The organism is Streptomyces pseudovenezuelae (assembly GCF_029892565.1).
GTDB lineage: Bacteria > Actinomycetota > Actinomycetes > Streptomycetales > Streptomycetaceae > Streptomyces > Streptomyces pseudovenezuelae_A.
The window spans coordinates 369248-390127 of record NZ_JARXVH010000005.1 but is presented as its reverse complement, the minus strand read 5'-3'; the positions used below and the strand labels follow the sequence as shown (position 1 = coordinate 390127).

At 71.3% G+C, this 20880-nt stretch carries 23 protein-coding genes; 15 read left to right on the top strand and 8 right to left on the bottom strand.

Translation table 11 applies throughout. The features are described from left to right. Window position 1: 1 nt before the first annotated feature. Genes priA through hisF form a run of 3 tightly spaced genes read left to right on the top strand, consistent with a single transcriptional unit; the run spans window position 2 to window position 1874 of the window. Complete coding sequence (gene priA, locus M2283_RS18230) at window positions 2–727, top strand: bifunctional 1-(5-phosphoribosyl)-5-((5-phosphoribosylamino)methylideneamino)imidazole-4-carboxamide isomerase/phosphoribosylanthranilate isomerase PriA (RefSeq protein WP_280877316.1); 726 nt, start codon at window positions 2–4, stop codon at window positions 725–727. Continuing rightward, entirely contained in the window at window positions 724–1122 is a 399-nt protein-coding gene (locus M2283_RS18225) for a RidA family protein (protein WP_280877315.1), read from the top strand. Before priA ends, M2283_RS18225 begins: the two co-directional genes overlap by 4 nt. After that, window positions 1119–1874, top strand: coding sequence for an imidazole glycerol phosphate synthase subunit HisF (gene hisF / locus M2283_RS18220; protein WP_280877314.1), 756 nt, complete (start codon window positions 1119–1121; stop codon window positions 1872–1874). Before M2283_RS18225 ends, hisF begins: the two co-directional genes overlap by 4 nt. A gap of 51 nt (window positions 1875–1925) precedes the next feature. Here hisF and M2283_RS18215 read toward each other — a convergent pair whose 3' ends face one another. Beyond that, window positions 1926–2561, bottom strand: coding sequence for a TIGR03085 family metal-binding protein (locus M2283_RS18215; RefSeq protein ID WP_280877313.1), 636 nt, complete (start codon window positions 2559–2561; stop codon window positions 1926–1928). An 83-nt stretch (window positions 2562–2644) separates the two neighbouring features. Between M2283_RS18215 and hisI the strand changes: the two genes are divergently transcribed. The 11 genes from hisI (at window position 2645) to lgt (ending at window position 11540) form a co-directional block, all read left to right on the top strand. Further along, a complete protein-coding gene (gene hisI / locus M2283_RS18210) occupies window positions 2645–3040 on the top strand; it encodes a phosphoribosyl-AMP cyclohydrolase (protein WP_280877312.1) in 396 nt (131 codons plus the stop codon). A gap of 11 nt (window positions 3041–3051) precedes the next feature. Further along, window positions 3052–4539, top strand: a complete 1488-nt coding sequence (locus tag M2283_RS18205) for an anthranilate synthase component I (protein WP_280877311.1) — start codon at window positions 3052–3054, stop codon at window positions 4537–4539. An 83-nt stretch (window positions 4540–4622) separates the two neighbouring features. Then, window positions 4623–5261, top strand: coding sequence for a TIGR02234 family membrane protein (locus M2283_RS18200; protein ID WP_280877310.1), 639 nt, complete (start codon window positions 4623–4625; stop codon window positions 5259–5261). Between the two features lie 195 nt (window positions 5262–5456). Beyond that, window positions 5457–5714: an HGxxPAAW family protein gene (locus tag M2283_RS18195; protein ID WP_280877309.1), complete on the top strand. Its 258-nt coding sequence runs from the start codon at window positions 5457–5459 to the stop codon at window positions 5712–5714. A 68-nt stretch (window positions 5715–5782) separates the two neighbouring features. Beyond that, window positions 5783–6229, top strand: a complete 447-nt coding sequence (locus M2283_RS18190) for a DUF2752 domain-containing protein (RefSeq protein WP_280877308.1) — start codon at window positions 5783–5785, stop codon at window positions 6227–6229. 145 nt (window positions 6230–6374) lie between these two features. Further along, entirely contained in the window at window positions 6375–7184 is an 810-nt protein-coding gene (gene trpC, locus M2283_RS18185) for an indole-3-glycerol phosphate synthase TrpC (RefSeq protein WP_280877307.1), read from the top strand. 21 nt (window positions 7185–7205) lie between these two features. Next, entirely contained in the window at window positions 7206–7421 is a 216-nt protein-coding gene (gene trpM, locus M2283_RS51935; RefSeq protein WP_432423093.1) for a tryptophan biosynthesis modulator TrpM, read from the top strand. Between the two features lie 59 nt (window positions 7422–7480). Then, on the top strand, window positions 7481–8764 hold the full coding sequence (trpB, locus tag M2283_RS18180; protein WP_280877306.1) for a tryptophan synthase subunit beta: 1284 nt from the start codon (window positions 7481–7483) through the stop codon (window positions 8762–8764). Then, window positions 8761–9579 carry a tryptophan synthase subunit alpha gene (gene trpA, locus M2283_RS18175; RefSeq protein ID WP_280877305.1) on the top strand — a complete coding sequence of 273 codons (819 nt, stop codon included), beginning with the start codon at window positions 8761–8763 and terminating at the stop codon, window positions 9577–9579. The genes trpB and trpA overlap by 4 nt, the downstream gene beginning before the upstream one ends. A gap of 118 nt (window positions 9580–9697) precedes the next feature. Further along, on the top strand, window positions 9698–10474 hold the full coding sequence (locus M2283_RS18170) for a DsbA family protein (RefSeq protein ID WP_280877304.1): 777 nt from the start codon (window positions 9698–9700) through the stop codon (window positions 10472–10474). Window positions 10475–10556: 82 nt separating this feature from the next. Continuing rightward, on the top strand, window positions 10557–11540 hold the full coding sequence (lgt, locus tag M2283_RS18165; RefSeq protein ID WP_280877303.1) for a prolipoprotein diacylglyceryl transferase: 984 nt from the start codon (window positions 10557–10559) through the stop codon (window positions 11538–11540). A gap of 28 nt (window positions 11541–11568) precedes the next feature. Here the strand turns inward: lgt and M2283_RS18160 are convergent, their stop codons facing one another. From M2283_RS18160 to M2283_RS18130, 7 genes are read right to left on the bottom strand one after another with little or no spacing between them, the layout of a single operon-like run. Further along, window positions 11569–12399 carry an HpcH/HpaI aldolase/citrate lyase family protein gene (locus M2283_RS18160; protein WP_280877639.1) on the bottom strand — a complete coding sequence of 277 codons (831 nt, stop codon included), beginning with the start codon at window positions 12397–12399 and terminating at the stop codon, window positions 11569–11571. Between the two features lie 11 nt (window positions 12400–12410). Next, window positions 12411–13616 (bottom strand): CaiB/BaiF CoA transferase family protein, encoded by a 1206-nt coding sequence (locus tag M2283_RS18155; RefSeq protein WP_280877302.1) that lies wholly within the window; start codon window positions 13614–13616, stop codon window positions 12411–12413. Window positions 13617–13663: 47 nt separating this feature from the next. Next, a complete protein-coding gene (gene rbsK, locus M2283_RS18150) occupies window positions 13664–14557 on the bottom strand; it encodes a ribokinase (protein ID WP_280877301.1) in 894 nt (297 codons plus the stop codon). Then, on the bottom strand, window positions 14554–15930 hold the full coding sequence (locus M2283_RS18145) for an ADP-ribosylglycohydrolase family protein (protein ID WP_280877300.1): 1377 nt from the start codon (window positions 15928–15930) through the stop codon (window positions 14554–14556). The genes rbsK and M2283_RS18145 overlap by 4 nt, the downstream gene beginning before the upstream one ends. Then, complete coding sequence (locus M2283_RS18140) at window positions 15918–17105, bottom strand: ADP-ribosylglycohydrolase family protein (RefSeq protein WP_280877299.1); 1188 nt, start codon at window positions 17103–17105, stop codon at window positions 15918–15920. Before M2283_RS18140 ends, M2283_RS18145 begins: the two co-directional genes overlap by 13 nt. Before the next feature lie 8 nt (window positions 17106–17113). Beyond that, window positions 17114–18523, bottom strand: coding sequence for an ADP-ribosylglycohydrolase family protein (locus tag M2283_RS18135; protein ID WP_280877298.1), 1410 nt, complete (start codon window positions 18521–18523; stop codon window positions 17114–17116). After that, entirely contained in the window at window positions 18520–19572 is a 1053-nt protein-coding gene (locus M2283_RS18130; protein WP_280877297.1) for an ADP-ribosylglycohydrolase family protein, read from the bottom strand. The genes M2283_RS18135 and M2283_RS18130 overlap by 4 nt, the downstream gene beginning before the upstream one ends. 271 nt (window positions 19573–19843) lie before the next feature. On the opposite strand from M2283_RS18130, the gene M2283_RS18125 reads away from it, so the two are divergent. After that, window positions 19844–20575 (top strand): VIT1/CCC1 transporter family protein, encoded by a 732-nt coding sequence (locus tag M2283_RS18125; RefSeq protein WP_280877296.1) that lies wholly within the window; start codon window positions 19844–19846, stop codon window positions 20573–20575. Window positions 20576–20880: the final 305 nt, after the last annotated feature.

The following is a 20880-nucleotide window of genomic DNA, read 5'->3' as shown; positions in this document are numbered from 1 at the left end:
CATGGCCAAGCTCGAACTCCTCCCTGCCGTCGACGTCCGTGACGGCCAGGCCGTCCGCCTCGTGCACGGCGAGTCCGGCACGGAGACCTCGTACGGCTCCCCGCTGGAGGCCGCCCTCGCCTGGCAGCGGTCGGGCGCCGAGTGGCTGCACCTGGTCGACCTGGACGCCGCGTTCGGCACCGGCGACAACCGCGCGCTGATCGCCGAGGTCACCGGCGCCATGGACATCAAGGTGGAGCTGTCCGGCGGCATCCGCGACGACGACACCCTCGCCGCCGCCCTCGCCACCGGCTGCACCCGGGTGAACCTCGGCACGGCTGCCCTGGAGACCCCGGAGTGGGTCGCCAAGGTCATCGCCGAGCACGGCGACCGGATCGCGGTCGGTCTCGACGTACGCGGGACGACCCTGCGCGGTCGCGGCTGGACCCGGGACGGCGGCGACCTCTACGAGACGCTGGGGCGCCTGAACAAGGAGGGCTGCGCGCGGTACGTCGTCACCGACATCGCCAAGGACGGCACCCTCCAGGGCCCGAACCTGGAGCTGCTGCGCAACGTCTGCGCGGCAACCGACCGCCCGGTGGTGGCCTCCGGCGGCGTGTCGTCGCTCGACGACCTCCGTGCCATCTCCGAGCTGGTACCCCTCGGTGTCGAGGGCTCCATCGTCGGGAAGGCCCTGTACGCGAAGGCGTTCACCCTGGAAGAGGCTTTGGAGGCGGTAGCCAAGTGACCGACGTACGACGCGTCGCGACCGGCGCACCCTGGGAGGAGGCCTTCGGCTACTCCCGCGCGGTGGAGCTGCCGAACGGTCTGGTGCTGGTCTCCGGCTGCACGTCGATAGTGGACGGCGAGATCGCCGGGGGCGGCCCCTACGAGCAGACGATCAACGCGTTCAACGTCGCGTTCGCGGCGCTTGAACAGCTGGGTCTGGGCCCGGACGACGTGGTGCGCACGCGCATGTGCATCACGCACGCCCGGGACGTGGACGACGTCGGCCGCGCGCACAAGGAGCTGTTCGACACCATCCGACCCGCCGCGTCCATGATCATCGTCTCCGGCTTCGTGGACCCCAGCCTGGTCGTCGAGGTCGAGGTGGAGGCGTACCGAGGAGAGGCCTCCGCATGACTCTCGCCGTACGAGTCATCCCCTGCCTGGACGTCGACAACGGCCGGGTCGTCAAGGGCGTCAACTTCCAGAACCTGCGCGACGCGGGCGACCCCGTCGAGATGGCCAAGGTGTACGACGCCGAGGGCGCCGACGAGCTGACGTTCCTGGACATCACCGCGTCCTCGGGCAACCGCGAGACGACGTACGACGTGGTGCGCCGCACCGCCGAGCAGGTGTTCATCCCGCTCACGGTCGGCGGCGGTGTCCGCACCGCCGAGGACGTGGACAAGCTGCTGCGGGCCGGCGCCGACAAGGTGGGCGTCAACACGGCGGCGATCGCCCGCCCCGAGCTGATCAAGGAGATCGCCGAGCGCTTCGGCAGCCAGGTGCTGGTGCTTTCCGTGGACGCGCGGCGCACCGAGAGCGGGTCCTTCGAGGTCACCACGCACGGCGGCCGCGAGGGCACCGGCATCGACGCGGTCGAGTGGGCGCACCGGGCCGCCGAGCTGGGCGCGGGCGAGATCCTGCTCAACTCGATGGACGCCGACGGCACCAAGGACGGCTACGACATCGAGATGATCGAGGCCGTCCGCAAGCACGTGACCGTCCCGCTGATCGCCTCCGGCGGCGCGGGCCGGCTCACCGACTTCCCGCCGGCCATCGGCGCGGGCGCGGACGCCGTGCTCGCCGCGTCCGTCTTCCACTTCGGGGATCTGCGGATCGGCGAAGTGAAGCGGGCGCTCAGGGAAGCGGGGCATCCCGTTCGCTAGGGGGCTGGGAAGCCCAGGAGTGCCCTTCGCGGGAGCGCCCTTCCGGATGCCTCAGATGCCGAGCTGCTTGGCCTCCTGGAGCTTGGCGATCGCGTTCTCGTCGCCGTCCAGCTCCACCTTGGCCACGCTCTGCCGGCCGTGGACGAACAGCAGCAGCTCCGAGGGCTCACCCGTCACCGTCACGACCGGTGCGCCCTTGTGGGCGACCGCGGTCTGGCCGTCGGGACGGCGCAGCACCAGGCCGGTTGGCGCGCCGCGGCCCATCAGCCGGGCCATGCGCTCCAGGCGGGACCACAGGGCGTCCTGGAACACCGGGTCCAGTTCGCGTGGCGTCCACCCCTTCTGCGCCCGCCGGACGTCCTCCGTATGGACGTAGAACTCGACCGTGTTGGACGCCTCGTCGAGCTGCTTGAGCTGGAACGGCGAGAAGCGCGGCGGGCCCGTACGGATCAGCTGGATCAGCTCCTCGTACGGCTTCGCCGCGAACTCGGTCATCACCCGCTCCAGACGGGGCGCGAGCTGCTTGATCATGATGCCGCCGGCGGCATCGGCGCGGCGCTCGCGCACCACCACGTGCGCGGCGAGGTCCCGGGTCTGCCAGCCCTCGCAGAGGGTGGGGGCGTCCGGGCCCGCGGTTTCCAGGAGATCGGCGAGGAGAAGTCGTTCACGCTTGGCGAAGGTCGACATACCGTCAGCCTACGACCGCGCGGAGGGTCCGCACAGTGGACGCCCGGCCGGGACTGTCAGTGCCGCGCGGCACAATGGCACCCATGACCAGCTCGCCCCAGTCCAGCGGTCTCGACCCCGAGATCGCCGCCCGCCTCAAGCGCAGCCCCGACGGGCTCGTGCCCGCCATCGCCCAGCAGTACGACACCGGAGAGGTGCTGATGCTGGGCTGGATGGACGACGAGGCGCTGCACCGCACCCTGACCACCGGCCGCTGCACGTACTGGTCGCGCAGCCGCCGGGAGTACTGGGTGAAGGGCGACACCTCGGGGCACTTCCAGCACGTCAGGTCCGTCGCCCTGGACTGCGACGCCGACACGGTCCTCGTGAAGGTCGACCAGGTCGGTGCCGCCTGCCACACCGGCGCGCGCACCTGCTTCGACGCGGACGTGCTCCTCAAGGACGGCGCCGACTCCAGCGTCGCCGCCACGGATCAGTAGGGTCAGCCGCCATGGACCTCGAGACCTTCCGCAAGCTGGCCACCGACCGTCGGGTCATCCCGGTCACCCGCAAGCTCCTCGCCGACGGCGACACCCCGGTCGCGCTCTACCGCAAGCTCGCCGCCGAGCGCCCCGGCACCTTCCTGCTGGAGTCCGCGGAGAACGGCCGCACAGCTTTTCGATGGTCTCGGTACTCCTTCGTGGGCGTCCGCAGCGCCGCCACCCTCACCGTCCGCGACGGACAGGCGCACTGGCTGGGCACCCCGCCCGTCGGCGTCCCCGTGGACGGCGACCCGCTGGCCGCCCTGCGCGCCACCATCGAGGCCCTGCACACCCCGAACCAGGACGGCCTGCCGCCCTTCACCGGCGGCATGGTCGGCTATCTGGGCTACGACATCGTGCGCCGCCTGGAGAAGATCGGCCCCGGCGAGCGGGACGACCTCAAGCTCCCCGAGCTGACCATGCTCCTGACCAGCGACCTCGCCGTCATGGACCACTGGGAGGGCTCGGTCCTGCTGATCGCCAACGCGATCAACCACAACGACCTCGACACGGGCGTCGACGAGGCCCACGCGGACGCGGTCGCCCGCCTCGACGCCATGGAGGCGGACCTCTCCCGCGCGGTCGCCCAGCCGCCGGCGACACTGCCGCCGTCCGAACTGCCCGAGTACACCGCGCTCTGGGGCGGCCCCGACTTCCGGGCCGCCGTCGAGGACGTCAAGGAGCGCATCCGGGCCGGTGAGGCCTTCCAGGTCGTCCCCTCCCAGCGCTTCGAAACGCCGTGCACGGCAAGCGCGTTGGACGTCTACCGGGTCCTGCGGGCGACCAATCCGTCGCCGTACATGTACCTGTTCCGCTTCGAGGGCTTCGACGTGGTCGGCTCCAGCCCGGAGGCGCTGGTGAAGGTCGAGGACGGGCGGGCCATGGTCCACCCCATCGCCGGCACCCGCCCGCGAGGGGCCACCCCGCAGGAGGACCAGGCGCTCGCCGACGAGCTGCTCGCCGACCCCAAGGAGCGCGCCGAGCACCTCATGCTGGTCGACCTGGGCCGCAACGACCTGGGGCGGGTCTGCGAGCCGGGCTCGGTCGAGGTCGTCGACTTCATGTCCATCGAGCGGTACTCGCACGTGATGCACATCGTCTCCACGGTGACCGGCCGGGTCGCCGCGGGCCGCACCGCCTACGACGTCCTGACGGCCTGCTTCCCGGCCGGCACCCTCTCCGGTGCGCCCAAGCCCCGGGCGATGCAGATCATCGACGAACTGGAGCCGTCCAGGCGGGGGTTGTACGGCGGCTGCGTCGGCTACCTCGACTTCGCGGGCGACTCCGACACCGCCATCGCCATCCGCACGGCCCTGCTCCGCGACGGCACGGCGTACGTCCAGGCGGGCGCCGGCATCGTCGCCGACTCCGACCCGGTCGCCGAGGACGAGGAGTGCCGCAACAAGGCGGCGGCGGTCCTGCGCGCCGTCCACACGGCGAACCGGCTGGGCAGTTAAGGCGGCAAACCGGGCCCTTTCCGGGCAGTGGGGCGCGTATCACGTGAGCCCCGGGTGACGGTTCGCCCGGGGTTCAGGCGATAGTGGGGTACGTGACTGCTGTTCCGCACCCCCGTTCCGAAGCCTCAGGCCCCGCCGCGGCCGGCCGCCGGAGTCTTGCCGTGGCCCTGACGTCCGGCGCGCTCGGCGCGGCCGTGGCGTTGTTGTCGACCCGACAGCGCTGGTCGGAGGGCACCGCGACGGTGGCCGGCGGCGCGTTTCCGCTCACCGCGAAGGGCAGCGACGTCACCGGCGTTCCTGCCGCGCTGGCGATAGTGGGTCTCGCCGCGCTCGTCGCCGTCTTCGCCGTCCGCAAGTCCGGCCGGCTGCTGGTCTCCGTGCTGCTCGCGCTCTCGGGCGCCGGCACGGTTGCCGCCGCGCTGCTCGGCGTGTCCGACAGTTCGGCGTTGGACGAGCAGGCGGCGAAGGCCGCCGGTGATACTTCGGCGACTGTCGACGCCCTTTCGCATACCGCCTGGCCGTACGTTGCGGCTGTTGGCGGTGCGTTGATTCTGCTGGCCGGTTTGCTTGCCATCCGGTACGGGCGGTTGTGGCCTGCGATGTCTGGCCGTTACGAGCGAAACGGAGCCCCGAGGGTTCGCCGTAAGGCGCCGGTTGATCCGGATCGGCCGGAGGAGATCTGGAAGGCGTTGGATCGGGGCGAGGATCCCACCGGGGCGTAGCCGCTCTGTGGGGGCCGACCGGCGCCGGGTGCGCGAGTGCCGGTTCGCTGTGGCTGGTCGCGCGGTTCCCCGCGCCCCTTTCGGGGTGCCATACGTGACCCGCGGATAGCTTGTGACCGCGCATGCGGAAGAATGGAATCTGAGCGTTCGGCTCGGAGACGTACACGACGTACACACAGCAACGAGGAGCAAGTCATGGCGGGCAGCAGCCACGGTCACACCCCGGCCGCCTGGACCGGTGTCACGATCGCCTTCATCGGTTTCTGCGTTTCGGGTGCCTTCATGGTGATGGCTCAGCCCGCGGGCTTCTGGGCCGGCATGGTCGTCGTGGTCCTCGGCGGTGTCGTCGGCGTGATCATGCGCGCGATGGGCCTCGGCCAGTCGAAGGAGGACCCGCACGCGGAGGCGCGGGCCGCCGCGGCGAAGAGCCAGCCGGTGAGCGTCAAGAGCTGACGCGCGCAGGGTTTTCGTGAGGGGCGATCCGGTATCGGGTCGCCCCTCATTCGTGCGCAGGGGGCAGAATGCGAGACGTGAATGCCGACAGCCAGAGGGTGACGCCGTCCGACACCGGGTCGGCACTCGGCCGGATCGCGGTCCCCGCGGGGATCCTCGCGGCGGTCGTCGGGGCCTTCGCCTACGTGGGCGCGGTGGACCCGAACGAGCCCGGTCACTACCCGGCCTGCCCGCTCTACAGCCTCACCGGCATCTACTGTCCCGGCTGCGGCGGTCTGCGCAGCGCCCACGCCTTCGCGCACGGGGACTTCCTGGGAGCGCTCCAGGACAACGCCCTGGCCGTGGTCGCCTATCTGGGCTTCGCCGTGGTGTGGACCGTATGGGTGGTGCGCGCGGCGCGCGGACGATCGCTGCGGATCGATCTCGGGCCGGTGCACCTGTGGTCCCTGGGGGCATTGCTGCTGGTCTTCACGGTTGTCCGGAACCTGCCCCTCGGTGGCTGGCTGCACCCTTGATCAATTGGTGAATGTCCAGGTAGTGGGACCGGCGTCAACCGGATGCGAGGCCTACGCCCTCCTCCGGATATCATCGACGTGACCACCGGTTTTATCCCAGGGTCAACCGCTTCAACAGTCAACCGTCTGGAAGGGGGCCGCTCGCGTGAGTGTGCTCGACGAGATCATCGACGGAGTCCGTGCCGACCTCGCGGAGCGGCAGGCGCGCGTCAGCCTCGACGAGCTCAAGGAGCGCGCGGCGAAGGCTCCCGCTGCCAAGGACGGACTGGCCGCGCTCAAGGGCGACGGCGTCAAGGTCATCTGTGAGGTCAAGCGCTCCAGCCCCTCCAAGGGCGCGCTGGCCGCGATCGCCGACCCGGCCGGACTCGCGGCGGACTATGAGGCGGGCGGCGCGGCCGTCATCTCCGTGCTGACCGAGCAGCGCCGCTTCGGCGGCTCGCTGGCCGACCTGGAGGCCGTCCGCGCCCGGGTGGACATCCCGGTCCTGCGCAAGGACTTCATCGTCACGTCGTACCAGCTGTGGGAGGCCCGCGCGTACGGCGCCGACCTCGCCCTGCTGATCGTGGCCGCCCTGGAGCAGCCGGCCCTGGAGTCGCTGATCGAGCGGGCCGTCTCCATCGGCCTGACCCCGCTCGTCGAGGTGCACGACGAGGACGAGGTCGAGCGGGCGGTGGACGCGGGCGCCAAGGTCATCGGCGTCAACGCGCGCAACCTGAAGACCCTTGAGGTCGACCGCGGCACCTTCGAGCGCATCGCGCCCGAGATCCCGGCCGACCTCGTCAAGATCGCCGAGTCCGGCGTCCGCGGCCCCCACGACCTCATCGCCTACGCCAACGCCGGCGCCGACGCGGTCCTGGTGGGCGAGTCCCTGGTCACGGGCCGCGACCCCAAGACGGCGGTGGCCGACCTGGTAGCCGCAGGCGAACACCCCGCACTCCGCCACGGCCGCGGCTGATCTCCGGTTAGAGTTGCCCCGATGACGCTCACCCTGCCCCCCATGGACCGGCACGCCCGCCTCGCGCGCGGCTGCCGTCCTCGGGGTTGCCGTGCGCCCGCCCGCCGGGTGCACGGCCGCAGGGTCCGTTACGTCATCGGAGACGAACCCGGGCAGGTGAACGGCCGCCGATGGCAGCGCCCCTTGAGGGGCGCGGGGAACTGCGCGACAAGCCGCATCAGGCCCGCAGCCATCTGAACAACCCCCGCCCCCACGGCGCTCAGTGTCTTCTTCCGCACTCACCGTGAGGTATCCGCATGCCCAGCGAGTTCTTCATCCCCGACCCCGAGGGTCAAATCCCCAGCGCCGAAGGCTACTTCGGCGCATTCGGCGGCAAGTTCATCCCGGAGGCCCTCGTCGCCGCCGTGGACGAGGTCGCCGTCGAGTACGAAAAGGCCAAGCACGACGAGGAGTTCGCCCGCGAACTGGACGACCTCCTCGTCAACTACACCGGCAGGCCCAGCGCGCTGACCGAGGTCCCCAGGTTCGCCGAACACGCCGGCGGCGCACGCGTGTTCCTCAAGCGCGAGGACCTCAACCACACCGGCTCACACAAGATCAACAACGTCCTCGGCCAGGCCCTGCTCACCAAGCGCATGGGCAAGACCCGAGTCATCGCGGAGACCGGCGCCGGGCAGCACGGCGTGGCGACCGCGACGGCGTGCGCACTGTTCGGCCTCGAATGCACCATCTACATGGGCGAGATCGACACCGAGCGCCAGGCCCTGAACGTGGCGCGCATGCGCATGCTCGGCGCCGAGGTCGTCGCCGTGAAGTCCGGCAGTCGCACGCTCAAGGACGCGATCAACGAGGCCTTCCGCGACTGGGTCGCCAACGTCGACCACACGCACTACCTGTTCGGTACGGTCGCGGGCCCGCACCCCTTCCCGGCCATGGTCCGCGACTTCCACCGCGTCATCGGCGTCGAGACCCGCCGTCAGATCCTGGAGCGCGCCGGGCGCCTTCCCGACGTGGCGATCGCCTGTGTCGGCGGAGGTTCGAACGCCATCGGTCTGTTCCACGCCTTCATCCCGGACACGGACGTACGCCTCATCGGCTGCGAGCCGGCAGGGCACGGCGTGGAGACCGGCGAGCACGCGGCGACCCTCACCGCGGGCGAGCCCGGCATCCTGCACGGCTCCCGCTCCTACGTCCTCCAGGACGAGGAGGGCCAGATCACCGAGCCGTACTCCATCTCGGCCGGTCTGGACTACCCGGGCATCGGCCCCGAGCACTCCTACCTCAAGGACAGCGGCCGCGGCGAGTACCGCGCGGTCACCGACGACGCGGCGATGCAGGCCCTGCGCCTGCTGTCCCGCACCGAGGGCATCATCCCGGCCATCGAGAGCGCCCACGCGCTGGCCGGCGCCCTGGAGGTCGGCAGGGAGCTGGGCAAGGACGGGCTGATCGTCATCAACCTGTCCGGCCGCGGCGACAAGGACATGGACACGGCCGCGCGCTACTTCGGCCTGTACGACACCGACGCCGAGGTCGCGGCCGACGCCGCCGACACCGCCGAGATCGAGGGGGACGCCAAGTGAGCGGCAACATCCGGCTGTTGAGCGACACCCTCGCCGGCGCCAAGGCCGAGGGCCGCTCCGCGCTCATCGCCTACCTCCCGGCCGGGTTCCCGACCGTGGACGGCGGCATCGAGGCGATCAAGGCCGCCCTGGATGGCGGGGCGGACATCGTCGAGGTCGGTCTGCCGCACAGCGACCCCGTCCTCGACGGCCCCGTCATCCAGACCGCCGACGACATCGCCCTGCGCGGCGGCGTCAAGATCGCGCACGTGATGCGGACGGTCAAGGAGGCCCACGAGGCCACCGGGAAGCCGATCCTCGTCATGACGTACTGGAACCCCATCGACCGCTACGGCGTCGAGCGCTTCACCGCCGAGCTCGCCGAGGCCGGCGGGGCGGGCTGCATCCTGCCCGACCTGCCGGTGCAGGAGGCGGGGCTGTGGAGGGAGCACGCCGAGAAGCACGGGCTCGCCACGGTCTTCGTGGTCGCGCCCAGCAGCAAGGACGAGCGGCTCGCCCGGATCACCGCGGCGGGCAGCGGCTTCGTCTACGCCGCCTCGCTGATGGGCGTCACCGGCACCCGCGCCTCCGTGGGCGCGCAGGCCCAGGACCTGGTGGAGCGCACCCGCGCCACCGGCACCGACCTGCCCGTCTGCGTCGGGCTCGGCGTCTCCGACGCGAAGCAGGCCGCCGAGGTGGCCGGCTTCGCCGACGGCGTGATCGTCGGCTCCGCGTTCGTCAAGCGCATGCTGGACGCGCCGGACGACGCGGCAGGGGTCGAGGCGGTCCGCGAGCTCGCCGGCGAACTGGCGAAGGGCGTGCGCGGACAGGCGTAGACAGCGTGTGGGCGTCGACACGCGCGCCTGAACGCTCGTAACAGAACAGGCAGTCACTCGAACGGGTGGAGCTGGGACCGGGGAGGCGCGCTGCGCCTCCCCGGTTCGTTCTGGGGGTGTGAGTGAGAAGAACCGTGACGGAAAGCGCACCGCTCGCGAGCGGTTGGCGGTCGAGCGTGAGAAGCAGAAGGCCGGGGAGAGGCGACGGCGGACGCTGATCGTGGGCGCGAGCGTCGTCTGCGTCCTGGGTCTGGCGGCGGTGATCGGCGTGGTCGCCGCCAACTCGGGCAAGGACGACGGCAGCAAGTCCGCCGGCCCGGTCGTGGCCCCCTCCGGGGCGCAGGGCAAGGACAGCCTCGCGATCCCGGTCGGCAAGGACGGCGCCAAGACGACGCTCACGGTGTGGGAGGACTTCCGCTGCCCCGCCTGCAAGGCCTTCGAGTCGGCGTACCGCTCGACGATCCACGAGCTGACGGACTCCGGCGAGTTGAGGGTCGAGTACCACCTGGTCACGATCATCGACGGCAACCTGGGCGGCACCGGCTCGCGCAACGCGGCCAACGCGGCGGCCTGCGCCCAGGACGCCGGAAAGTACCGCGACTACCACGACACGTTGTACGAGAACCAGCCGGCGGAGACCGACGACGCCTACGCCAAGAACACCAAGCTGATCGAGCTGGCGGGCAAGGTCGAGGGACTCGACACGGCGACGTTCCGCACCTGCGTCGAGGACGGCACGCACAACAGCTGGGTCGCGAAGTCCGCGCAGGCCTTCTCGAGCGGCGGTTTCACCGGCACGCCGACCGTCCTGCTGAACGGCAAGAACATCTACCAGGACCAGTCGATGACCCCGGCGAAGCTGAAGCAGCAGGTGCAGGAGGCCAACAAGGGGTAAGGGATCCTCACAACCCTGTTATGGACCCGTAGCCGGACCGCCCGTCGTGCGCCCGGTCCGGCACGGTAGCGTCGACCCTGCCATGGAACTTGCCTTCATTCCCAGCCCGTCGCGCGGGGTGCTGTACCTCGGCCCCATTCCGCTGCGCGGCTACGCGTTCTGCATCATCATCGGCGTCTTCGTCGGGGTCTGGCTCGGCAACAAACGCTGGATCGCCCGCGGCGGGCGGGCCGGCACGGTGGCCGACATCGCGGTCTGGGCCGTGCCGTTCGGCCTGGTCGGCGGTCGCCTCTACCACGTGATCACGGACTACGAGCTGTACTTCAGCGAGGGCCGTGACTGGGTGGACGCCTTCAAGGTGTGGGAGGGCGGCCTCGGAATCTGGGGCGCGATCGCCCTCGGCGCGCTGGGCGCCTGGATCGGCTGCCGGCGCCGGGGCATTCCGCTGCCCGCGTACGCCGACGCCCTCGCACCCGGCATCGCCCTCGCGCAGGCGATCGGCCGCTGGGGCAACTGGTTCAACCAGGAGCTGTACGGCAAGGCGACGGATCTGCCTTGGGCCGTGAAGATCACGTCCTCGACGGACGGCCGGGTGCCGGGCACCTACCAGCCGACCTTCCTCTACGAGTCCCTGTGGTGTGTCGGCGTCGCCTTCCTGGTCATCTGGGCCGACCGGCGCTTCAAGCTCGGACACGGGCGGGCGTTCGCGCTGTACGTCGCCTCGTACTGCGTGGGCCGGGCGTGGATCGAGTACCTGCGTGTCGACGACGCCCACCACATCCTGGGCCTGCGGCTGAACGACTGGACCGCGCTGGTCGTCTTCCTGCTCGCGGTCACGTACTTCGTGATCTCGGCGAAGAAGCGGCCCGGGCGCGAGGAGGTCGTCGAGCCGGGTGTCTCCGCCGAGGAGACCGACGGGGACGAGAAGGCCGACGGAGACGAGAAGGCCGGCGCCGCTGATGAGGGCGACTCCCCGGAGGCGAAGGAGAAAGCCGCCGAGGAGCCGGAGAAATCCGAATCCGAGGAAGACGCCAAGGACGGGGCCGAGTCGGCCAAGAAGAGCTGACGGGCCGGTGCCTTTCGGGGCACGGGCACTAACGGCGGCGGGCGAGTGACAGCGTGCAGTGTGCCGCTGTCACCACCGCCGCGTCGATGAACCTCCCGTCCGGCAGCGCCTGAGCGCCCTGTTCTGTCATCGCGGCCTTCACGATGGTCTCCGCCTCCTCGATCTCCCGTTCCGTGGGCAGATAGGCCCGTTCGATGACCGGGAGTTGACGGGGATGGATGGCGGCCCGGCCCAGGAAACCCAGGGCGCGGCCGTGTGCGCAGGAGGCGGCCAGGCCCGCCAGGTCACGGACGTCCAGGTGGACCGACTGGGGTGGCGGGGGCAGGGCTGCCGCCCGTGCGGCCACCACGACCCGGGAGCGGCACCAGTCGAGGCCCGCGTCCTCGCGTACGCCCAGGTCGGCCCGTAGATCCGCCTCGCCCAGCGCGATACCGCGCAGCGCGGGGTGGGCGGTGGCGATGGCGTGGGCGTGTTCGATGCCGAGGGCCGATTCCAGGAGGGCGTGGAGCGGGGGCGCGCCTCCCTCGGCGGGGGCCGTGGCCTCCGCGATGCCGATCACCTGCGCCGCGGACGTCACCTTCGGGAGGCGCAGGCCGGAGAGGCCGGGAAGTGCGCCCAGCGCCGCGAGGTCCTGGGCCGCGAGTGGGCCGTCGAGGGCGTTCACGCGGACGTGGACGGGGACGGGCTGCGGTTCGGTGAGGAGTTCGGCGGTGGCGGTGCGGGCGTACTCCTTGCGGTCCGGGGCGACCGCGTCCTCCAGGTCGACCACGATCACGTCGGCGCCGGAGGCGAGCGCCTTGGCCACCACGTGCGGGCGGTCGCCGGGGGCGTAGAGCCAGGTCAGCGGGGTCGTGTTCACCGGGCTCGTGGTCATACGGCGCCCGCCGCGCGCAGGGCGGTCAGTTCGGCCGGGGTCAGGCCCAGGTCGGTCAGGACCTCGTCGGTGTCCGCGCCGTGCGGGCGGCCCGCCCAGCGGATCGCGCCGGGGGTGGCGGAGAGGCGGAAGAGGACGTTCTGCATGCGCAGGGGGCCCAGTTCGGGGTCGTCGATCGTGGTGATCGTGTCGAGTGCCGCGTACTGCGGGTCCGTCATCACGTCCCGTACGTCCTGGATCGGGGCGACCGCGGCCTCCGCCTTCTCGAAGGCCGCGAGCACCTCGTCGCGGGGGCGCTCCGCGATCCAGCCGCCGACGGCCTCGTCGAGCAGGTCGGCGTGCCCGGCCCGCCCCTCGCCCGTCGCGAACCACGGTTCGTCGATCAGCTCCGGTCGTCCCACCAGGCGCAGCACCCGCTCGGCGATCGACTGGGCGGAGGTCGAGACGGCGACCCAACTGCCGTCGGCGGTGCGGTAGGTGCCGCGCGGGGCGTTGTTGACGGACCGGTTGCCGGTGCGGGGCTGGACGTGGCCGAGCTGGTCGTACCAGAGGGGCTGCGGGCCCAGCACGGTGAGGATCGGCTCGATGATCGCCATGTCGACGACCTGGCCCTCGCCGGTGCGGTCGCGGGCGGTGAGCGCGGTCATCACGGCGTACGCCGTCGCCAGGCCGGCGATCGAGTCGGCGAGGCCGAACGGCGGGAGCGTCGGGGGCGCGTCCGGTTCGCCGGTGATCGCGGCGAACCCGCTCAGCGCCTCGGCGAGGGTGCCGAAACCGGGGCGGTGCGCGTAGGGGCCGAACTGCCCGAAGCCGGTGACCCGCGTGAGGATCAACCGGGGGTTGGCGGCGGACAGTTCGTCCCAGCCGAGGTCCCATTTCTCCAGGGTGCCGGGGCGGAAGTTCTCGATGATCACGTCGGCTGTGGCGGCCAGGCGCAGGAGCGTGTCCCGGCCGCCGGGCTTGGACAGATCCAGGGTGATCGTGCGCTTGTTGCGGCCCAGCAGCTTCCACCACAGGCCCACGCCGTCCTTGGACGGGCCGTGGCCGCGCGAGGGGTCGGGTTTCGCCGGGTGCTCGATCTTGACCACCTCGGCGCCGAAGTCGCCGAGCAGGGTGGCGGCGAGCGGGCCGGCGAAGAGGGTGGCGAGGTCGAGGACGCGCAGGCCGGTCAGTGGGGGAGTGGTCATGGGGGTATCGGTCATCGTTCTGGTGCTCCCAATGTTCCCAGTGCTCTCAGTGCTCTCGGTGTTCATGAGGCGTAGCCCGCCTCGATCTCGGAGCGGTACGGCATCGACGCCGACGCGCCCGCCCGCTGCACCGACAACGCGGCTGCCGCCGCTGCCCACTTGAGTGCCTCCCGGATCGGCCGCTCCTCGGCGAGGGCCACCGCGAGGGCGCCTACGTAGGTGTCGCCGGCGCCGGTCGAGTCGACGGCGGTCACCTCGGGTGCGGGGACGGCGAGGGGTTCGGCGCCCCGGGCGACGTAGAGGCTGCCCGCCGGGCCGAGGGTGACGACGGCCGCCGGCACGCTGTCGAGCAGGGCGGTGGCCGCGGCGATCGGGTCGGCGAGGCCGGTGAGGGTGGTGGCCTCGTGCTCGTTGGGCACCAACAGGTCGACGGCGGCGAGGAGTTCGGATGGGAGTGGCTGGGCCGGGGCGGGGGTGAGGATCGTCCGGACGCCGTGCGCGCGGGCCGCCTGCGCGCCCGCGACCACCGCCGCGAGCGGGATCTCCAACTGCAGGAGCAGGGCGTCGGCGGTGGCGATGAGGGCCTCGTCGCCGGGGGCGAGGTGGTCGACGGTGCCGTTGGCGCCGGGGATCACCACGATCGCGTTGCCGCCCTCGTCGTCCACGACGATGTGGGCGGTGCCGGAGGGGGTGTCGATCGTGCGCAGGAGGTCGGTGTCGACGCCGGAGTGTTCGAGGGCGGAGCGGAGTTGGGTGCCGTACGCGTCGTTTCCGACGGCGCCGATCATCGTCACGATGGCGCCCGCGCGGGCGGCGGCGATCGCCTGGTTGGCGCCCTTGCCGCCGGGGATCGTACGGAACTCCCGTCCCGTCACGGTCTCTCCGCGCTCCGGCGCCTTGTCGACGTAGGCGACCAGGTTCATGTTCGTGCTGCCCAGTACGACGATGTGGGTCATGGGCGGGAAGCCTCCCGGTGGGTGAGGTGGGCCAGGGTGTCGAAGCCGGTGCCGTCGAAGTCGCCGACGGAGGTGGCGAGTCGGTTCTTCAGCGGGGTCGTCCAGTGGTCGGGGAGGGCGGTGGGGGTGCCGGCGAGGAGGGCGGCGATGCTGCCTGCGGTGGCGCCGTTGGAGTCGGTGTCCCAACCGCCGCCCACCGCACGGGAGATGGAGCCGGTGAAGTCGCCGTTCGCGTGGGCGAGGGCGGCGGTGATCAGGGCGGTGTTGGGGATGGCGTGGACCCAGTGGTGGGTGGGGGCGTAGGCGGCGTGGAGTTCGTCCACGACGGTGTCGAAGTCCTCGTGTTTCCGGGCGAGTTGGATCGCGTGGTGGATGGCTCGGGCCAGGCGGGAGCGGGGTGGGACCACGGTGAGGCCGGTGCGGAGGCAGGCGTGGATGTCGTGGGTGCCGGTGGTTGCCTGGGCGATGGTGGCCGCGATGAACATCGCCGCGTAGACGCCGTTGGCGGTGTGGGTGAAGGTGGCGTCTCGGTGGGCCTGTTCCGCTGCGGCGGCGGGGCCGCCGGGGTTGGTCCAGCCGTGCATGTCCGCGCGGATGAGGGCGCCGATCCATTCGCGGAAGGGGTTGCGGTGGTGGGCGGTCTGCGGGGGTTCGATGCCGGTGAGGAGGTTGCGGTAGGCGATGCGTTCCGCGGTGAAGGTGCGGCCGGCGGGGAGTTCGTCCAGCCAGAGCTTCGCCATGTCCGTGGGGGTGAAGTCCTTGCCGTGGCGTTGCAGCAACAGGAGGTTCAACAGGGGGTAGTTGAGGTCGTCGTCCTCTGGCATGCCGTCGATGTTCTCGGCGAGGGAGGTGGGGGCGGAGCGGCGGTTCCAGGGGTGGGTGGTGAGAAGGTCCGGGGGGACGCCCTTTGCCGTGAAGTAGGTGGTCAGGGGCCAGTTGCCGGTGGATTTGGCTAGGTGGCGGATTGCGGTGAGGGGGAGTTTTTCCACTGGCTTGCCCAGGAGACAGCCGATGGCTCGGCCCAGCCAGGCGGCTTCCAGGGCGAGCGGGGTGGGCGCAGCTTGGGCGGGGTGGGGGCAGTTGGCCGGGGCGGGCCAGTTGGGGCAGCTCGCCTTGATTTTTGCGAGGTCTGTGGGCTCCGACTCGGCCAACTTGCTTGGCAGGTCCGCCAGTTCGTCCAGCAAGTCCTCGGCCAGCATCCGAAGGTAGCGGGACGCCGGTTCCGGCGACGCGCCCGCTCGTGCCGGTGCCTCCGGACCTCCCGCCGTCCGCCACCGTGCCGCGATCGCCGACGGCTCGCGCCCGTCCTGGACGGCCTGGCGCAACTCGTGGCCCAGCAGGTCCTCCGGCTGGACCCAGGTCAGCCGGAACATCTCATGCCCCCGATCTCGGTGAACGCCGCCTCGTGGGTCCGACGTCGGCGGATGTCGCGTTCGAAGAGTTCGCGGGTGACCTCGGTGAGGGTCGTCGCCGGTTCCCAGAGGTCCAGGCGGCTGGCCTCCGAGACCGTCTTCGACCAGTCCTGCGGGACCGGTGAACCCAGGGCTCCGGCCACCGCGCCCGCCATCGTCGCGATCGAGTCGCAGTCCCGGCCGTAGTTCACCGAACCCAGCACCGCGTGGCGGGAGTCGCCGCCGGAGAGCACCAACATGCCCAAGGCGACGGGGAGTTCCTCGATCGCTCGGGTGCGGGAGGGGCGTCGGGCATCCAGGGAGGGGGAGCGGTAGTCGGGGCCCACCGTGTCGTACGGCGCCACCGCCTCCCGCAGTGGAACCAGCGCCGACTCGAAGTCCGAGTAACGGGAGGCCACTTCGCAGACCCGTTCGATGGCGGTGCGGGTACCGTCCTTCGCCAGGGCGAGACAGGCGGCCACCACCGAATCCGGGTTCGCGCCCGGCACGCAGGCCGCAGCCACCGCCGCGGCGAAGACCGCCGCCGCCTCACGGCCGTACGACGACTGGTGGGCTGACGCGATGTCGAGGGCCTCCGCGTACGCGCCCGCCGGGTTCGCCGCGTTGACCAGGCCGACCGGGGCCATGTACATCGCGGCACCGCAGTTGACGATGTTGCCGACGCCGGCCTCGCGTGGGTCTGCGTGGCCGTAGTGGAGGCGGGCCACCAGCCATTTCTCCGCGAGGAAGAGGCGGTGCAGGGGGAGGGCCTCCGCCTCCAACTCCGGGATCCAGCGCGGGTTCGTCATCAGGTCGGGGACCAGGTGGTCGGCGATCGCGTACGCGTCCAGGTGGTCGCGGACCTTTGCGTAGACGCGGATCAGCGCGTGCGTCATCAAGGTGTCGTCGGTGACGTGGCCGTCGCCCTTGTGGTACGGGGCGATGGGGCGGGCCGTGCGCCAGTCGTCGCCGTTCCAGGGGCCGACGATGCCGTGGACGCGGCCGCCGTGGCGTTCGAGGATCTGGTCGGGGGAGTAGCCCTCGACGGGGCCGCCGAGGGCGTCGCCGACTGCGGCGCCCACCAGGGCTCCGGTGATTCGGTCCTCAAGAGTTGTTTCTGGTTGGTTGGGGATGGTTTGTAGTTGTTTGGGTTTCATGCCGCGAATCATCCACCCGGCAGGGCCGGTTGTGCGGCTTCCAGGAGTCCGGCGAGTTCCACCAGGTCGGTGCCGGTGAGGCGGGGGAGTGCGCAGCCGGAGAGGGTGCGGCAGGCGTCCCGCCAGGGGGCGGGGATGGCGTCGCCGCCGCTCAGTGCGCCGGTGAGGGCGCCGGCCAGGGCTGGGGCGGAGTCGGCCACGCGGGAGAGGCAGGCCGCGGCGGGGACCGCTTCGGCGATACGGCCCTGTGCGGCGGTTGCCAGGGCCAGGGCGACCGGGACGGTTTCGGCTGCGGCGATGCCGTAGCTGTAGACGTGGTCGACGATTTGGTGTTCCAGGAGGGGGATCAGAGCGAAGGCGCTCTCGCTGTTCTGTGCCAGGTTCAGTGCGTGGCGGGCGTTGCGGCCGATCTCTGTGGATTCGGGGAGTTCGGCCAGGGCCGCTGATACGCAGGTTTTTACGTCGGCCCCGGTCAGGGCCAGGGATACGGCTGCTGCCATCGCCCTTGCTCCGTGTACGCCGTCGCCGTCCTGGGTGTAGCGGGCATCGAACTCGGCCAGTGCGGCGGCGCGTTCGGGGTCGCCGGGGTGGGCTACCGCCAGGACGCAGGCTCTTACGCAGGCCGCGTCGTCGAAGTAGTGCGGGTTGTCGTGGCCGGTGGCGGGTGGGCGTAGGCCGGCGGCCAGGTTGCCCAGGCCTGCCCTGACGGAGATGCGGGCGCGCAGGGGGAGGACGGCGGATTCGACTTCCGGGGCGCGGTTTGCTGCGGCGGCTACTTCGGCGGCGAGGGCGTTCCAGGTGAGGTCGATGGCTGCTCTTGTGCGGCGTTCCTTGCTGAGGTCGCCCAAGGCCGTGTTGTCGCCGGCTCTCAGGAGGGCTTCTGCGGCGAAGGCTGCCCATTCCGCGTCGTCGGAGGGGCCGAGTTTCAGGGGCTCGGGGGGTTGGTTCAGGGCGATGGGGACGGGGAGGGTCGTGGTCGCGTTCTGTTCGGCGAAGGTGTCCAGTTCGCGGGTCAGGCGGCGGGTCCATTGGGGCATGCGGGTTGCTCGGTGTCTTGCTGAGGGCCAGCCGGCGGCGTCGCCTGCGGCCAGGCCCAGCAGGAGGCCGGTGATGCGGTGAGGTTGGGTGCGGTGTGCGGCCTCGGCTTCGCCTTCGGCCCGGATGTTCCCACCCGCACCACCCGTACAACTTTCGTTGTCGGGTGCCGGTGGCCCCTGTGGGGCGCCCCCGCCGTCGGCGGCCTCCGGCTCGATCGGCTTCGCCGCGGACGTTGGTTCGTTGGTGGGCGGAGAGGCAGAAGGCGTCGGCTCGGCGGTGGGCGCAGAGACAGAGGACGTCCGCTCGTCGGTGGGCGGAGTGATCGTGGGTGTGCCCGTGCCCGTGCCCGTGCCCTCGGCCCATGGGCCCGGCGGCCTCATCGGGTCGCCCCTGACTCTTCGACCGTCGGCTGAGCGTCGTCGTATCCCCTGGACATGTCCCGCGTCAGCAGGTCCGCAACCTCCAGCACATGCTGCCCGGCCATCGCCGGCAGACAGCTTCCCCTCGCCGGACCGATCCCCGTCGCCCACTCCTCCGGGATCGACGACACCCCCCGCGTCGCACCCGCCAACGCCCCCGCAACCGCCGCTGTCGTGTCCGCGTCGCGGCCCATGTTGACCGCTGTGAGGACGGACTCCACGAAGTCGCCGTCCGCTGCCGCGTACGCGCCGAAGGCCAGGGCCACCGCCTCGGGGGCCAGGTCGGTCCAGGGGTAGCCGCCGATGACCACCGCGGAGCGGACGGCGCGTTCGCCTCGGTGGGCCACGGCCACCGCTCGGCGTAGGGAGCGGGCTGTCCAGGAGTCGTCCGGGATCACGGCCAGGGCTGAGGCGACCACCGCGATGGTGGGGGCGCCCGCCATCGCTGCTGCCACACCCGCCGCCACCGCCTGGCCGCCGTAGATGCCCTCGCCGTCGTGGCTGACCGAACCGTCGATCGCCACCAGGCGGGCCGCTTCCGCCGGGCGGCCCGCGGCGAAGACGCCGAAGGGGGCCGCGCGCATCGCCAGGCCGTCGCTCCACGCGTGGCGGTGCTGGGCGGAGATGGGGGCGGCCAGGCCGCGGCGGAGGTTCTCCAGGGTTCCGCGTTCGCTGAAGCCCGCGCCCCGGAAGGGGCCCTCGTCCCGGTCCGCGATCCACTCGTGCCAGGCCGCCTCCACGTGGGACGGGGTGAGGGCCGAGCCGTGGCGGGCCAGGAGGAGGCCCGAGAAGATCGCGTACTCCGTGTCGTCCGTGCCCGCCGGTTCCTCGGCCACGTATCCCGTGATGCGGCCCCAGCGGGCGCGGATCTCGGAGGGCTTCATGTTCTCGGCGGGGGCTCCGAGGGCGTCTCCCACGGCCAGGCCGAGCAGGGCGCCGCGGGCTCGCTCGCGGAGTTCGGGGGCGTTCCCGGGGGCCGGGGCCGGGGGGATGCAGGCGATCGACGTCATGGACGGCCTCTCCGGGAGGGGGCCGCACAGGGCGCGGCACCTTTGCGGATGTGTCCCACCATCGGCGGTTGACCTGAGCGTCCAGGGGCTTCATGTCACCCGGTCGACATCTGGGCGGGGCATCGCACGGGTGAGCGGTGGACGGCAAAGCCGCAGGTTAGCGGAGCCTTTCCTTCGTGGTGGAAGGGAATGGGGGCGTGTATCTTGGTGCTATCCAGAAGTAGAAACTGTCTAAGGTTAGCTTTGGCTTAGCTGTTCGGGAGATCCACGCATGGCCATCATCGAGACCGAGGCCGCCCTTCATGAGGCGCACCGTGACAACCACACGCATCGGGATGTGACGGGAGGGTGGTTGCGGCCTGCCGTGTTCGGGGCGATGGACGGACTTGTGTCCAACCTGGCCCTGATGACCGGTGTCGCCGGTGGTGCCGTCGGTCATCAGGCGATCGTGCTCACCGGTCTTGCGGGGCTCGCCGCCGGCGCCTTCTCCATGGCCGCCGGTGAGTACACCTCCGTGGCCTCGCAGCGCGAGCTCGTCGAGGCCGAGTTGGATGTGGAGCGCAGGGAGCTGCGGAAGCATCCGAAGGACGAGGAGGCCGAGCTGGCCGCGCTCTATGAGGCGCGGGGCGTCGATGCCCATCTTGCCCGTGAGGTTGCCGGGCAGCTGTCTCGCGATCCCGAGCTCGCCCTTGAGATCCACGCGCGCGAGGAGCTCGGTGTCGACCCGGGTGATCTGCCGTCGCCGACGGTCGCGGCCGTGTCGTCGTTCGGGGCCTTCGCGCTGGGGGCCCTGCTGCCCGTACTTCCGTATCTGCTCGGTGCGACCTCGCTGTGGCCGGCGGTGCTGCTCGCGCTGGTCGGGCTGTTCGCGTGCGGGGCCGTGGTGGCGAGGGTGACGGCGCGCAGCTGGTGGTTCAGTGGACTGCGGCAGCTCGCGCTCGGGGGTGCGGCGGCCGGTGTGACGTACGCCCTGGGCGGGCTGTTCGGGACGGCCGTAGGATAGGGGGACCGCTACTTATGCGGCGATCTGCATAAGTAGCCGTTACTCGCTGGTTTCGAATGGTTAACCACCGGGCATGAGCCGTAAGCGCTGCGGGCAATGAGGCCTGTCGCGCATCCGCGAGGTGGGCGACGCCGCCCTTCTCGCGCTCGGACCGACGGGCACCGATCTGTCCGCTCAGGTCCCCTATAGCTTCCGTCGCCGGGCCCGGTACCCCCACCGTGACCCCGTGGCGTCCGCATGTTGGAACGCAGTATCCGGTTCCCGAGAACCGCCCCATCATGTAACCTGCACGAAATTTTGCACTC